The organism is Bradyrhizobium sp. AZCC 2176, assembly GCF_036924645.1.
GTDB lineage: Bacteria > Pseudomonadota > Alphaproteobacteria > Rhizobiales > Xanthobacteraceae > Bradyrhizobium.
In genome coordinates this window covers 6,629,262-6,642,798 of record NZ_JAZHRX010000001.1, presented here as the reverse complement: position 1 = coordinate 6,642,798, position 13,537 = coordinate 6,629,262, and the positions used below count along the sequence as shown (strand labels likewise).

Genomic DNA, 13,537 nt, shown 5'->3' with positions numbered 1-13,537 from the left:
CGCGTAATGCCTGCTCTCGCTTTCCGGTTGCCAGCCTTCAGCCAGAGTCCGCGCGACCGCTAATGTCGCAGCGGTATAGCGCGCCGCGGTTGTTGCGAGCGCTGCGCTTCCTCAAGCCAGTCTTTTCCTCGTGATTTCTCCGAACGATTTGCGTAGAGGAAGCCAATTCCAAATTGGAATGCGTATGTCTATGCAGAGACTTGCTCATTTTCAGATCAACAGATATTTTCGCAACTTGACAGTTCTATTTTAGAACGTTTTACTTTAGGACTGAGAGTGCGGACCTGCCCGGTTGAACGGGGCCGCTACGCTGCCGAAAAAAGGCACGAGGGAGGATGGCATGAGGAGCCTCGACGAGCTCACCGCAGCCGAATTGTTGGACGGCCTGCCGTCCAGAGTGCACGAGGTCTATGCGCCTTTCGTGCGGGACATCCCGGATCATCCGGCCTTCGTGGAAGGCGGGCGGTCCTGGAGCTACCGGCAGTTCTCGGATGCAGTCGATGCCGCGGCAAAGGACCTGGCCGGTTTGGGCATTACGGCCGGCGATCGCGTTATGATCGCCAGCGAGAACAGTGTGGCTCTGGGGGCGATGCTCTTCGCGGCGAGCAAGCTCGATGCCTGGGGTATTCCGGTCAATCCCCGTCTTTCGCTCCGAGAGATCGACCTGATCGGAACGCACAGTGGCGCGAGACGCGTGCTGTTCAACTCGGCGCTATCAAAGGAAGCGGCCGATCATGCCACCCGCCTCGGTGCGAAAATCGGCGCTGTGGGGCCGTTCGGTGGAATCGGTGTCGGTCCGCTCAATGCGGAAGCGCAAGCGGAGCCCGTCGAAAAGGATGGCGCCCGCCAGGTCGCGGGTCTCTTGTACACCTCAGGCACGACCGGTGCACCGAAGGGCGTCATGCTGAGCCACCGCAACCTCCTTTTCACCGCAAGGACGTCGGGCATCCTTCGCCAAAGCGGCCCGGCGGATCGCATCTACGGCGTGCTGCCGATGTCGCACATCGTCGGTTATTCGATCCTGCTGATTGCTACGCTGATGCACGGCGGCACATTGTTTGTCGTGGCCAAGGCCGATCCCGCTGCGCTGGCCCACGCCATTGCCGAGGAGGGGATTACGAGCCTGTTCGGGGTGCCCGCCACCTATCAGCGCCTGCTCGAACATAAGGCGGTCAAGGGCCTCCAACGGCTCGAGCGGGGCAGGTTGCGGGCCTTGGCGGTCGCTGGCGCGCCCCTCGATCTCGATCTCAAGAGGCGGATCGAGGACGAGTTTGGAATCCCGCTGTTGAACAATTACGGCATCACGGAATGTTCGCCGGGACTATCGGGTGTCCGGTCGGAACATCCCGTCTCGGACGAGACGGTCGGCCCGTTTCTTCCCGGCATCGAGCACCGGATCGTGGACGTGCGGTGCAAGCACGTTGCGACCGGCGAAGTGGGTGAATTGCACGTCCGAGGTCCGAACATCATGCTTGGTTACTATCGCGCGCCCGACCTGACGGCCGCGGCGATCGATCGCGAAGGTTGGTTCAACACCGGCGATCTCGCCCGCGTGAACGGCGAGGGCCATCTCTACATCGCTGGCCGCACCAAGGAACTGATCATCCGCTCTGGCTTCAACGTTTATCCCGCCGAGGTGGAGGCGGTGCTGAACGCGCATGACCAGGTCGTGCAATCAGCCGTGGTGGGGCGATCGGTTGACGGCAACGAGGAGGTCGTCGCATTCGTGCAGCTACTTCCTGGCGCCAGCGTCAGCGCGGAAGAACTGAAATCGTACGCTGCCCACCAGCTCACTTCGTACAAGCGTCCGACCGAATTGATCGTGCTTGACGCTCTGCCCTCGGCCTCTACCGGCAAGATACTTAAGCACAAGTTGCGGGAGATGGCGAACGCGCGAGTGAGCGCAAAGTCCAACGCGGCGGCCGCGGGCTGACGGCCGCCGGGAACCACGAAGCGTCCGAAATCTAATCGCGCCCGTTCAAGGAAGAATGTTGAGCGACCGAATTGTCGCCGAAGGGAGATGGCAATGTTCAGAGAGACCATGATTGTAGCCGCGCTCGCGACATCGATCGCCGGCGCGCCGGCGCGTGCGGAGACGCCCGGAGTGAGCGAATCCGAGGTGAAGATAGGGGCGACGTTCCCGTTTAGCGGCCCTGCGTCTCCGCTCAGCAATACCGGGAAGGGCCTCATCGCCTACGTCAATTCGGTCAACGATCGCGGTGGTATCAACGGCCGAAAGATAAACCTCATCACCTACGACGATGCTTACAGTCCTCCCAAGACGGTGGAGCAGACCAGGAAGCTTATCGAAAGCGACGAGGTGGCATTCCTGTTCGGTCCGTTGGGGACGCCCGGCATCGGGGCCACCATCAAATACGTCAATGCGAAGAAGGTGCCGCATCTGTTTGTCGTGAGCGGAGTCACCAAGTTCACGAACTTCGCTGAATTTCCCATGACCACGACGGGATTGCCGAGCTACGACACCGAGGGACGAATCTATGCGAAATACATTACCCAGACCCGTCCGAACGCGAAGATCGCGATACTCTATCAGAACGACGATCTCGGTAAGGACTTCGTCAATGCATTCAAGGGTTACCTGAAGGACGATTTCGACAAGAAAGTCGTCGTGTCCTCCTACGAAGTGAGCGAGCCGACCATTGATTCCCACGTCGTTTCACTGAAATCATCTGGCGCAGAAGCCTTTTTGGTGGCCGGCACGCCGAAATTCGCAGCGCAGGCCATCAAGAAAGTCGATGAAATCGGTTGGAAGCCGCTGTTCCTGATCAATTTCGTTTCGAGCTCGGTCTCTTCGACCATCGTCCCGGCAGGACCGGAAAAGGCAGTGGGCATAGTCGCCGCGACAATCACCAAGGATCCGAACGACAAGAAGTGGGCCGACGATCCGGGCATTAAATGGTACCGCGACTTTTTTGCGAAGTACCTGCCGGGCGCTGATATCGGCGATAACAATTATCTGTTCGGTACCCAGCAGGGACAGATCCTGGAGCAGGTGCTCAAGCAATGCGGTAACGATCTCTCTCGCGAGAACATCGTCAAGCAATCGCGGAGCATACGCGGGCTGACCCTTCCCACTCTCATACCGGGTGTCGCGATCAACACGGGCCCGGATAGCAGCATGGCGTACACGCAGCTACAGCTGCAGCGCTGGAATGGTACCACGTGGGAGCAATTCGGTGACGTACTCAGCGCCGACCGAAAGTGAATTGTACCTTGTGAAAATGCGGCGGATGATCTGAGCCCGCATAACCTCCGACTGAATCATGGAGCATGAATGCCCAGCGACGTACTTTTCCGGCCTTTCAAGCTGAAAGGGCTGAACTTGCCGAACCGGGTCGTGATGGCGCCGATGACGCGCTCATTCTCTCCGGGCGGAATTCCGACCGAAGACGTCGCGCGATATTACCGCCGCCGTGCCGAAGGAGCGGTCGGGTTCATCATATCGGAGGGTACGGGCGTGGATCGTCCGGCATCCCTGAACGATCCGAATGTTCCCCGCTTTCATGGCGAGAAGGAGCTGGCAGGGTGGCGGCGTGTGGTCGACGAGGTGCACGCCGCCGGCGGCCTGATGGCGCCGCAACTATGGCATGTCGGAGCCGTTCGCACGCGTGCCCAGAATTGGTCTCCTCCCGGCGCCTACGACAGTCCGTCCGGCCTGTCGCGACCGGAGAAGAAGTTCGGCAAGCCGATGAGCGAAGAGGACATTGCAGACGCCATTCGCGCTTTCGCCGACGCGGCGCTTGCGGCGAAGCGCCTGGGGTTCGATGCCGTCGAATTGCACGGCGCGCACGGCTATCTGATCGATCAGTTCTTCTGGGAGGGTACCAATCGCCGAGAGGATACCTACGGAGGCAAGGACTTGCCCGGCCGGGCCCGGTTTGCTGCTGATATCGTCCACGCGGTGCGCAAGTCGGTCGGAACGGACTTTCCGATATTGCTCCGGATCAGCCAGTGGAAGCAGCAGGACTTTGAGGTAAAGCTGGCCGATACGCCTCGCGCATTGGAAGCCTGGCTCAAACCTTTGGTCGACGCGGGAATCGACATTTTGCATTGCTCTCAACGGCGCTTCTGGGAGCCGGAGTTCGATGGCTCCGATTTGAATTTCGCCGGATGGGCGAAGAAAGTAACGGGAGTGCCGACGATTTCGGTCGGGTCGGTTGGTCTGACCGGCGAATTCATCGCCGCATACGGCGGCGAGAGTTCCCGTCCGGCGTCCCTCGACGAGTTGATCCGCCGCCTCGATCGCGAGGAGTTCGATCTCGTCGCGGTGGGCCGGGCGCTGCTTCAGGATCCGCAGTGGCTACTGAAGGTGCGTGACGGCCGGACGGAAGAACTGATGGCTTTCGAACGGACCGCGTTCGCGGCGCTGAGCTGAGTTGAGCGATAAAAGGTGTCGAGGTGCAGGGCGCACCGCCACCCGAATAAGGGCTATCCAAATTTTCTGTAGCCAGAGTTCGGCGACGGTTCCAAGCTGGCTGGCAGGGAATAATTAGCTGCACGCCAGTCGACCGGAGCCTGCGTGTCGTTGCGCAGTCCCCTGGAAACAATTCGGAGGCAACAAATGAACGACACTAGAACCCAAGTCGGCCAGATCCGCACCGAGGTGCACGGGCATGTCTTCAAGATCATCATCGACAACGTGGCGAAGAAGAACTCGTTCAGTCCGCAGATGATGGCCCAGATGTCCGATGCGATGACGCTTCTCGACCGAACGGACGATTACTGGGTCGGGGTGCTCTGTGCCGAAGGCCCGGATTTCACGGCCGGGCTGGATATGCCGAAATTCTTCGGACCCAAGGCCGAGAATACCGAGATCAAGCCCGGCAACATCGATGCCTTCGCGCTGAAAAGCCGGTGCCGCAAACCGATTGTGACGGCAGTGCAGGGGATCTGTTTCACGATTGGCATCGAAATGATGCTGGCTGGCGACATCGTCGTGGCGGCCGATGATGCCCGGTTCTGCCAGATGGAGTCCAAGCGCGGGATCGCGCCGCTTGGAGGCGCCCACTTTCGCTATCTGACCCGGGCAGGATGGGGAGATGCGATGTATCATTTGTTTTTGTGCGACGAGTTCAATGCGGCCCGAGCGCACAAAATCGGGTTTGTTCAGGAAATAGTTGCTCCCGGCCAACAGATTGCCCGCGCAATGGAGATTGCGGATCTGATCGCAAGGAACGCGCCGATCGGCATTCAGGTAACCAAGGAAGCAGCGCTGAAATACATCGAGGCCGGCGAAAAAGCTGCGATCGATTACATCCCGAAGATCAAGGATCGCGTCTTCAGCAGCGAAGACATGAAGGAAGGCATCCAGTCTTTCGTGGAACGTCGCTCGGCAATGTTCCGCGGGAAATAAAGATCTCGCGGAACCCACATTACCATGCAGCAGAACTTCGCCCACAAGAGGATTTGACTATGGGAAGCATCAAGAAGGCATTCGATCTCACCGGCAAGAATGCCCTTGTTACAGGCGGCTCCCGTGGCCTTGGGCTGCAGATCGCCGAGGCGCTAGGCGAGCAAGGGGCTCGGGTCTTGATTTCGTCTCGCAAGGCGCAAGACCTGGAAAAAGCCCAAGCGCACCTTGCCGGTCTCGGCATTAAGTCGGACTGGATCGCTGCGGATAATTCCAGGGACGAAGACGTCAAGCGGCTCACTGACGAAGCGATCAAGAAGCTCGGCCGGGTGGACATTCTGGTGAACAACGCGGGCGCAACCTGGGGCGCGCCGACCGAGGATCACCCGATCGAGGCGTGGGACAAGGTGATGAATCTGAACATCCGCGCGCTGTTTCTGCTCAGCCAACAGGTTGCGAAGCACTCGATGATCCCCAATAAATATGGCCGCATTATCAACCTTGCTTCGATCGCGGGCCTGTTCGGAAGTTCCGGGGATATGCAGATGGTCGCCTACAATACGAGCAAGGGCGCGGTGGTTAATTTCACGCGGGCCCTGGCGGGTAGTTGGGGGCGCTACGGAATTACGGCCAATGCTCTGGCGCCCGGCTTTTTCCCGTCGAGGATGACGAAGGGCACCATCGAGGCTGTCGGTGTCGAAAAGCTCGCCGCCGGCGCGCCGCTGCGCCGCATCGGCGACGAGGATGATCTGAAAGGCGCGGCCGTTCTCTTCGCCAGCGACGCCGGCAAGCACATCACCGGACAGATCCTCGCCGTCGATGGCGGCCTGACCTCGGTGCTGTCGTCTTCCTGAACTTCTCAGTCGAGCCGCTTTCGGTTTGGTGGCAAAAGGCACTTCTGCGGAATTCGGTTGTTATATATGATGATTATCATCTAATATGTCTCCGTTTCCTAGGTTAGCTCGGAGCAGGCAATGCGTTACCCGAAAGATCACGGGCGGCAGACCCGCAGGCGGATCGTCGAGAATGCTTCCTATGGCCTGCGCCAGAACGATGCCGACGGCTTGAGCGTAGTCGACCTGATGAAGCTCGCCGATCTGACGCATGGCAGCTTCTACGCCTACTTTAAGTCACGTGACGGTTTGGTCGTTGAAGCGCTCGCTTTGGCCATGGACCGAACCGTCGCCCATTGGCTGGATCTCACGCAGGGATTGCCTGCCGAGAAAGGATTTGATGCCGTCGTCGAGGCCTATCTGAGCCCTCGCCATCGCAACAACCCGGCCCGCGGTTGTGCGCTTCCGGCGTTAGCCGCGGATATCGGACGTTCTGGCCCGGAGGCGCGACGTACCTTTGCAGGCAGGCTGGAGAAAATGATCGATATCATCGCCGGGTTGATCCCGAAGAAATCGCCATCAGATGCGCGACATGCCGCCGCCGGCGCAATTGCGACTATGGTCGGTTCGATCGTGCTCGCGCGTGCGGCGGGTGACAAGCGGCTGTCTGACGCCCTTTTGGAAGCCGGTCGGCAGGCCGTGCGCGATCAGACCGGAAGCGCCACTGCGGAAGCCTCTCCAGCGGACTGAATCTGAATGCCTCTTTCCGAGTCCATCAGCCTCCAGGGCAGCTCCGGCATATCGATCGTCAAACCATTTGATGCAAATTATGACTTGCAAAATGCAAGCCGTGATGTAGCCTGCATTTCGCAAATCAAATGATGCGGTCGCGAGAGCCGCCGGCGAACAGGAGGCAGCTTTGTCCGAGGATGCGTTGGTGACGCGCGAACAGCGCGGCAATATTTCCGTTTTGACAATGGTTTATCGGCCGTACAACCTGCTCGGTCCCAAGCTTCTCAACGCGATCGTGGAGCAGGTGGAGGCAGCGCAAAAGGCAGGCAGCCGCGCTATCGTCATCCGTAGCGGACTGCGGCATTTCTCCGCCGGCGCAGATCTGGATATCTTCGATAAGCGGGTGGAGGCAGGCAGCGCAGATCAGGGCGGTGAAAATCGGCGGCTGAACGGCGTCGAATTCTTGCGCTTCATGGAGCTTCTGCCAATCCCGTTAATCGCCAGCGTTCACGGCGTTTGCCTGGGTGGCGGTCTCGAGCTTGCGCTATCGTGCGATTACATCATCGCAGCCTCTTCGGCGAAGATCGGCTCAGTCGAGGCGACGCTTGGGCTGCATCCCTTGCTGGGAGGAATCCAGCGGCAGGTGCAACGTATCGGCGCGCAGCGCGCCAAGGAGATGTCGATGCTGGCGCGGCGCTACGATGCGCCAACGCTGGAGAAGTGGGGATTAATCAATCTCACTGTCCCGGAGGAATCGTTGGAGACGGCGACCATGGCCATCGCGGAGGAGTTCGCGCAAGGCCCAACGGTGGCGCATGCCGCAACCAAGGAACTCGCGCATATCGCCGTCAATCAGGGCGTGGTGGCTGCGGACGAGGCGATGTCACGCGTACAGGCGCCGATCTGGGCGTCGGAAGACCTCAAGACCGGTCTTGCATCATTCCGCAAGAACGGCCCGGGTCTCGCAAAGTTTGCGGGGCGCTGACATGAGTGGCCCCTTGAGTGGAATCCGTGTCGTCGATTTTTCCCGTGTGTTGGCTGGTCCTCTGTGTGCCCGGACCTTGCAGGACCTCGGCGCTGAGGTGATCAAGATCGAACCACCAAGCCCCGACGTTTCTCGCTTTGCTTTTCCATCGACCGACGGGATGTCAGGCTATTACGCTCAGCAAAATGCCGGCAAACGCAACGTCAGTATCAATCTCAACATCCCGGGCGCTTACGAGTTGGCGCTTGAACTCTGCGACACCGCCGATATCCTGGTCGAAAACTTCCGGGCAGGCACACTGGGTTTCTTCGGGCTGGATTACGCAACGCTGTCGAAACGCAATCCACGGCTGATATACGCGTCGATCACAGGTTATGGGCAGGGTGGTCCGTGGCGGAGCAGGATGGCTTATGCGCCAACCGTGCAGGCCGAGGCTGGCTTTACCGAAAACAGCGTCCGCCACTATGGCAGCGCTCTGACGGAGCCGCGTACCGACAGCCTGTCGCATGCCGACGTCTACGCTGGATTGCAGGCCGTGATCGCGATACTTGCGGCTCTCAATAGCCGTCAGAGGACCGGTCGGGGCCAGTATATCGACGTCGCAATGGCGGCGACGTTGCTTGCGGTCAACGAACGCGCGCACGTCGATCTTTCCGATGATGACATCGGGGCGGAGCCGGCGGTGCTCGGCGCCACTGATTGTTCCTTCTTTACAGGACCGCAAGGCGAAAATTTCACGGTCGCGACCAGCATTATTGGCAGCCGGACCTTTCCGTCGTGGCTGCGCGCCATGCGCCGGGTCGATCTGATGGATGATCCGCGGTTCTCCAGCGCTGCCGCGCGCCGCTTGAATTTCGGCGTGCTGCATCAGATCATCCAGTCGTGGATCCTGACCTTTCCGGATATGGCGACCCTCGACGCCCAGTTCGACGAGGCCAAAATCGCCATGGGCGAGATCCGTTCTATCAAGGAGCTCACGGCATCGGAATGGAGCGATTACTGGGGCGCTGTCCAACGCGTCCCTGACCGCAGCGGCGGCGAATATCGGTTGCCGGGCCGGCCGTGGCATTTTTCGGCAGAGGAGCTGGCACCAATTGGCACACCTGCCTTTCAGGGCGAGCATAACTTCGCGGTCTTCAGCGAACTCGGCCTCAGCGAGGCGGAATTGAAACGCTTAAGCGAAGCGGGCGCGCTCGTTTCGCATCGGCGTGCGCTAGAGCCAGACATCGTCGCCAAGCCGGAAGCCGAGCCGGGGCAGGCGGCCTGATCAGAAACGCCGAAGGGCGCACTGGACATACGCGAATCCCGCTCAATATGGTATGAGTTGAGTTCGGGGTTGAAAGAGCTATGTCCAGTGTGAAGCGAAGCCGTCTTGCAAACAAGGAATGTTCCATGGCGCGCGCCATGGAGGTTGTCGGCGACCGCTGGTCCATCCTGATCCTGCGCGAGGCCTATTACGGCGTGAAACGCTTCGATGAGTTCGAATACTATATCGGGATCGCTTCCAATATCTTGAGCACCCGGCTGAAGAAATTCGTTGATGCCGGCGTCATGACACGGGTGCCGCTACCCGAACACGCCGGCCGATATGAGTACGTTCTGACCGAGAAAGGACGCGATTTCTTTCCGGCCTATCTCGCGCTTAAGAAATGGGGTGACGACTGGCTGGCGGAGCCCGCAGGGCCGCAGGTCGTGTTCCGCGAACGCGCCGCCGGACGACCGATCGAATATCCGGCGTTGCGGACGAGCGGCGGCAAGCCGTTGCGGCTTGAGGACGTCGAGATCGTTGCCGGCGCAGGTGCTGTTCCGTTCAATCGTAAGCGATTTGGCGGCAATGCTGCCGATCGCGGGGTTGTCGACTCGAACGCTCCCGTTTCACGACGCAAGCGCAAATAACGCGCGCCTGGTCTCGATCCGGATCAGATTCGCGCGGTATTCCGCCGAAGCGTAGCGGTCGGAGAGGCACTCGGTGGTCTCACTTAGCAATTGTGCCGTCTGTTCGATGTTGTCCTGCGAAAGCGTCTTGCCGATCAGGAAATCGGAAGCGCGTTGGCCGGCGAAGGCGTGGTTCGCTGCACCGGTGACGCCGATGGAAATCTCGTCAACCGCCCCCTCTTGCAACCGCACGCCGACCGCGATTCCCACGACGGCAAAGCCGCTCGCGGGATGCCGGATCTTTCGATAGATGAAGTGCATGTCAGTCCTCGGCCGAGGGATATGGACGCTTGCGAGAATTTCGTCCGGTTCCAGCACAGTCGAAAAGATATCGATAAAGAAGTCCCGCGCCGCCACCCTTCGGAGGCCATTCGGGCCCACGATCTCGATCTCTGCCTGCAGCGCCACCGCTACCGCCGGCCAGTCAGCCGCGGGATCGGCGTTCGCGAGCGAGCCGCCGATCGTGCCGCGGTTACGCACCTGGGGATCGGCAATCAGGCTGGCTGCCCTGCGAAAGACCGGCAATTCCCTGTACAGGGGCTCGGAAGCAAACAGTTCGGCATGGGTGGCCAGTGCGCCGATCCTGATGCCGGTTTCGCTGATCTCGATTCCCTTGAGCTCGGCGATGCCGCTGATATCGACCAGCAGTTCGGGGGACGCCAACCGCAGCTTCAGCGCCGGCAGGAGGGTATGGCCGCCAGCCAGGAGCTTTGTTCCGTCGGGATCGTCGCGCAACAGATCGATCGCCTGGGCGAGCGATGACGCGCGGACATAATCGAAGGCTGCGGGGATCATCGGGCCGCTCCCATGCGTGCTTGTTGCACCGCCGCCCAGACCCGTGGCGGCGTCAGCGGCATGTCCAGATGTTTGATACCGAATGGTGACAAAGCATCAAGCACCGCATGAACCATACAAGGCGGGGCGGCAATCGAACCGCTCTCGCCGATGCCCTTGACGCCGATCGGATTGGTCGGCGAGGGAGTTTGCTGGAATAGCGATCGGATGTTCGGCACATGCTCGGCGCGCGGAACGGCATAATCGAGCAGCGAACCGGTCAGCAGCTGCCCATTGTCAGGATCGTAGCTGACCTCTTCATAGAGCGCTTGTGCGATGCCCTGCACGACGCCGCCATGGATCTGGCCGGCCGCGAGACGGGGATTGATCAGCGTGCCGACGTCGTCAACCGCGACATAGTCGAGGATATCGACGATCCCGGTTTCCGGATCGACCTCGACATAAGCGAGGTGGACGCCCGACGGCGAACCCATGCCGGTCGGGTCGTAGTACACCGTCTCATCAAGGCCCGGCGCGACGCCATCCGGCAGTTTATGCCCGACATAGGCCATGCGGGCCACCTTCGGGAAGGTTAGCGGCGCGATATCGGTACCGGGCACGCTGAACGCGCCGGCCGAATAGGAAACGTCCTTCTCGTCCACTTCCAGCATGCCCGCCGCGATCTTCTTCGCCTTTGCGACAATGCGTTGGGAGGACACGTGCACGCTGGATCCACCGACCGCCATCGAACGGGAATTGAAGGTGCCGTGGCCGGCCTGTACCTGGCGCGTGTCGCCCTGTACGATGTCGATGTCTTCAATCGGAATCTGCAACACGTCGGCAGCGATCTGCGACAACGACGTGATATGGCCTTGTCCCTGGCTCATCGAGCCCGAATAGATCGTGGCTCGTCCGCTGGAGTCGATGCTGACCCGCGCGCTTTCCCAGCCGCCCCGGTCGAATCCGCTCACAGCCAACCGGCGTGATGGTGCCATCCCGCACATATGCGTATAGGCGGCAACGCCAATGCCGCGATAGATGCCGCTTCCGCGCAAGGCTTGGCATTCGCTGCGGCGGCCTTCATAGTCGAAAGCCGCGAGCGCCTTGTCGAGCAGTCCCTGGTAATTGCCGCTGTCGTACATGACGCCCGTGCTGCCGTAGGGCCGATAGGGAAATTCCGCCGATTGAACGAAATTCTTCCGCCGCACTTCGACCTGGTCGAGCTTGAGGTGGCGTGCCACCGCATCAATCGCGCGCTCGGCAATATAAGCGCCTTCGGGCCGCCCATAGCCGCGATAGGCATCAACCGGCACGGTATTGGTCACGACGACGCGGGAAATAGCCTCATAGTTGTCTATCTTGTAAGTGCCGGTTCCAAAGTTGATGGTATTCACAGTCGGACCGCCACTCGCCATGTTCGACAGGTAGGCGCCGACGTTGCCGAGGGTGTCGACCTTCAGGCCGAGGATCTTGCCGTCGTTCCTGAACGCTACCTCGATATTTTCCGTATGGGCGCGACCATGGCTGGTCGATTGATGGCTCTCGGAGCGGCTCTCCCACCACTTGACCGGTGCGTCAAGTTCGCGCGCGAGATAGGGGCAGAGCAGGTCTTCCGGATACAGATGCATCTTGGCGCCAAAGCCGCCTCCGATATCAGGTGCGACCACCCGCAATTGATGCTCGGGAATACCGACCGTCTCGGCGATCCAGCGTCGGTGCATGTGGGGAACCTGACTGCCGATATAAACCGTCAAGGTGCCGTCCGGTTCCGGCGAGGCAACGATCGCGCGCGTTTCCATGCAGGTGGGGATCAGGCGGTTGTTGACGACGCGCAGGCCGATGACATGATCGGCCTCGCGGGCGGCGTTCTGGTAGTCGCCGCCGCGTACTTTGTAGATCGTGGTGATATTGCCCGGAACGTTGTCATGGAGCTGCGGTGCGCCCTCCCGGATCGCGACTTCCTCATCGATCACGGCGGGCAGCACGTCGTACTCGACTTCGATCCTGCCGACGGCGTCATAGGCTTCAGCCAGCGTTTCCGCGACGACCAGCGCCACGCACTCGCCGACAAAGCGAACGCAATCGGTCGCGACAACCGGACGGAACGGTACCTTGCTGCCGGGAATGACCCAGTTCGGCACGATCGGACCGATCTTGCCGGCGAGCGCCTTGCCGGACAATACAAGGCGAACACCCGGTGCGACTTTGGCTGCCGACAGATCGACGTTTCGGATCTTGGCGTGGGCGTGCGGCGATCGCAGTACTGCCATATGCAGCATGCCCGGCAACCTGACATCATCGACGTACCGGCCCTTGCCGGCGAGAAATTTGAAATCCTCCTGTCGTCTGAGCGGCTGGCCGATAAGGCGGATCGCAGTTGTATCGTTCATGGCTGGTCGCCTTTCGATGCCAGGCTTTCGATGGCGCGGACGATGTTGTGATAGCCGGTGCAGCGGCAGATGTTGCCGGCAAGGCCGTGGCGGATGTCGTGCTCGCTCGGATTGGGCTGATCCTTCAACAGCTGACGCACGCTCATCACCATGCCCGGCGTGCAGAAGCCGCATTGCAGCGCGTGATGTTCATGGAACGCAGCCTGAACCGGGCTGAGTTCGGCCCCTGTGTCGGTCAGGCCCTCGATCGTCGTGATCGACGCACCGTCAGCCATCACGGCCAGCACAGTGCAGGACTTGATCGCCAGTCCGTCGATCTCCACGGTGCAGGCGCCGCACTGCGAAGTATCGCAGCCGACATGCGTTCCAGTGAGGCCAAGGTCCTCCCTGATCAGGTGGACCAGCAATTTTCGCGCTTCCACTGCGACGGTCTTGCGCGTGCCGTTGATCTCCAAGGTTACCACATGACGATCGTCGGGTTCGGGCATGCATTGCTCCTGATTACGGCACGTTGTCT

Annotated in this window: 12 protein-coding genes; 9 read left to right on the top strand and 3 right to left on the bottom strand. The window is 60.4% G+C overall.

Annotation, left to right across the window (positions count from 1 at the left end; translation table 11 throughout):
• Positions 1 to 340: 340 nt before the first annotated feature.
• The 9 genes from V1288_RS31480 (at position 341) to V1288_RS31440 (ending at position 9,817) form a co-directional block, all read left to right on the top strand.
• The gene (locus V1288_RS31480; RefSeq protein WP_334360722.1) at positions 341 to 1,933 is read left to right on the top strand and encodes a class I adenylate-forming enzyme family protein; all 1,593 of its coding nucleotides are present in this window, start codon (positions 341 to 343) and stop codon (positions 1,931 to 1,933) included.
• A 93-nt stretch (positions 1,934 to 2,026) separates the two neighbouring features.
• Positions 2,027 to 3,226 carry an ABC transporter substrate-binding protein gene (locus V1288_RS31475; protein WP_334360721.1) on the top strand — a complete coding sequence of 400 codons (1,200 nt, stop codon included), beginning with the start codon at positions 2,027 to 2,029 and terminating at the stop codon, positions 3,224 to 3,226.
• Positions 3,227 to 3,295: 69 nt separating this feature from the next.
• The gene (locus V1288_RS31470) at positions 3,296 to 4,396 is read left to right on the top strand and encodes an NADH:flavin oxidoreductase (RefSeq protein ID WP_334360720.1); all 1,101 of its coding nucleotides are present in this window, start codon (positions 3,296 to 3,298) and stop codon (positions 4,394 to 4,396) included.
• 186 nt (positions 4,397 to 4,582) lie between these two features.
• Positions 4,583 to 5,374: a crotonase/enoyl-CoA hydratase family protein gene (locus V1288_RS31465; RefSeq protein ID WP_212419760.1), complete on the top strand. Its 792-nt coding sequence runs from the start codon at positions 4,583 to 4,585 to the stop codon at positions 5,372 to 5,374.
• A gap of 59 nt (positions 5,375 to 5,433) precedes the next feature.
• Positions 5,434 to 6,225 carry an SDR family oxidoreductase gene (locus V1288_RS31460; protein ID WP_334360719.1) on the top strand — a complete coding sequence of 264 codons (792 nt, stop codon included), beginning with the start codon at positions 5,434 to 5,436 and terminating at the stop codon, positions 6,223 to 6,225.
• A gap of 228 nt (positions 6,226 to 6,453) precedes the next feature.
• Positions 6,454 to 6,954: a TetR/AcrR family transcriptional regulator gene (locus V1288_RS31455; protein WP_334360718.1), complete on the top strand. Its 501-nt coding sequence runs from the start codon at positions 6,454 to 6,456 to the stop codon at positions 6,952 to 6,954.
• A 169-nt stretch (positions 6,955 to 7,123) separates the two neighbouring features.
• Positions 7,124 to 7,921: an enoyl-CoA hydratase/isomerase family protein gene (locus V1288_RS31450; protein ID WP_212419621.1), complete on the top strand. Its 798-nt coding sequence runs from the start codon at positions 7,124 to 7,126 to the stop codon at positions 7,919 to 7,921.
• Entirely contained in the window at positions 7,869 to 9,188 is a 1,320-nt protein-coding gene (locus V1288_RS31445; RefSeq protein ID WP_334360717.1) for a CaiB/BaiF CoA transferase family protein, read from the top strand. Before V1288_RS31450 ends, V1288_RS31445 begins: the two co-directional genes overlap by 53 nt.
• 125 nt (positions 9,189 to 9,313) lie before the next feature.
• Complete coding sequence (locus V1288_RS31440; protein ID WP_334360716.1) at positions 9,314 to 9,817, top strand: winged helix-turn-helix transcriptional regulator; 504 nt, start codon at positions 9,314 to 9,316, stop codon at positions 9,815 to 9,817.
• Here the strand turns inward: V1288_RS31440 and V1288_RS31435 are convergent.
• From V1288_RS31435 to V1288_RS31425, 3 genes are read right to left on the bottom strand one after another with little or no spacing between them, the layout of a single operon-like run.
• Positions 9,797 to 10,651, bottom strand: a complete 855-nt coding sequence (locus V1288_RS31435; protein WP_334360715.1) for an FAD binding domain-containing protein — start codon at positions 10,649 to 10,651, stop codon at positions 9,797 to 9,799. The genes V1288_RS31440 and V1288_RS31435 overlap by 21 nt on opposite strands.
• Positions 10,648 to 13,020, bottom strand: a complete 2,373-nt coding sequence (locus V1288_RS31430) for a xanthine dehydrogenase family protein molybdopterin-binding subunit (RefSeq protein WP_334360714.1) — start codon at positions 13,018 to 13,020, stop codon at positions 10,648 to 10,650. Before V1288_RS31430 ends, V1288_RS31435 begins: the two co-directional genes overlap by 4 nt.
• Positions 13,017 to 13,508, bottom strand: coding sequence for a (2Fe-2S)-binding protein (locus V1288_RS31425; RefSeq protein ID WP_334360713.1), 492 nt, complete (start codon positions 13,506 to 13,508; stop codon positions 13,017 to 13,019). Before V1288_RS31425 ends, V1288_RS31430 begins: the two co-directional genes overlap by 4 nt.
• Positions 13,509 to 13,537: the final 29 nt, after the last annotated feature.

What these genes read in the sequence shown, in the direction of transcription:
- V1288_RS31480 (WP_334360722.1), top strand. Translation starts at nt 341, where the DNA reads ATGAGGAGCCTCGACGAGCTCACCGCAGCCGAATTGTTGGACGGCCTG.
- V1288_RS31475 (WP_334360721.1), top strand. Translation starts at nt 2,027, where the DNA reads ATGTTCAGAGAGACCATGATTGTAGCCGCGCTCGCGACATCGATCGCC.
- V1288_RS31470 (WP_334360720.1), top strand. Translation starts at nt 3,296, where the DNA reads ATGCCCAGCGACGTACTTTTCCGGCCTTTCAAGCTGAAAGGGCTGAAC.
- V1288_RS31465 (WP_212419760.1), top strand. Translation starts at nt 4,583, where the DNA reads ATGAACGACACTAGAACCCAAGTCGGCCAGATCCGCACCGAGGTGCAC.
- V1288_RS31460 (WP_334360719.1), top strand. Translation starts at nt 5,434, where the DNA reads ATGGGAAGCATCAAGAAGGCATTCGATCTCACCGGCAAGAATGCCCTT.
- V1288_RS31455 (WP_334360718.1), top strand. Translation starts at nt 6,454, where the DNA reads ATGAAGCTCGCCGATCTGACGCATGGCAGCTTCTACGCCTACTTTAAG.
- V1288_RS31440 (WP_334360716.1), top strand. Translation starts at nt 9,314, where the DNA reads ATGGCGCGCGCCATGGAGGTTGTCGGCGACCGCTGGTCCATCCTGATC.
- V1288_RS31435 (WP_334360715.1), bottom strand. Translation starts at nt 10,651, where the DNA reads ATGATCCCCGCAGCCTTCGATTATGTCCGCGCGTCATCGCTCGCCCAG.
- V1288_RS31430 (WP_334360714.1), bottom strand. Translation starts at nt 13,020, where the DNA reads ATGAACGATACAACTGCGATCCGCCTTATCGGCCAGCCGCTCAGACGA.
- V1288_RS31425 (WP_334360713.1), bottom strand. Translation starts at nt 13,508, where the DNA reads ATGCCCGAACCCGACGATCGTCATGTGGTAACCTTGGAGATCAACGGC.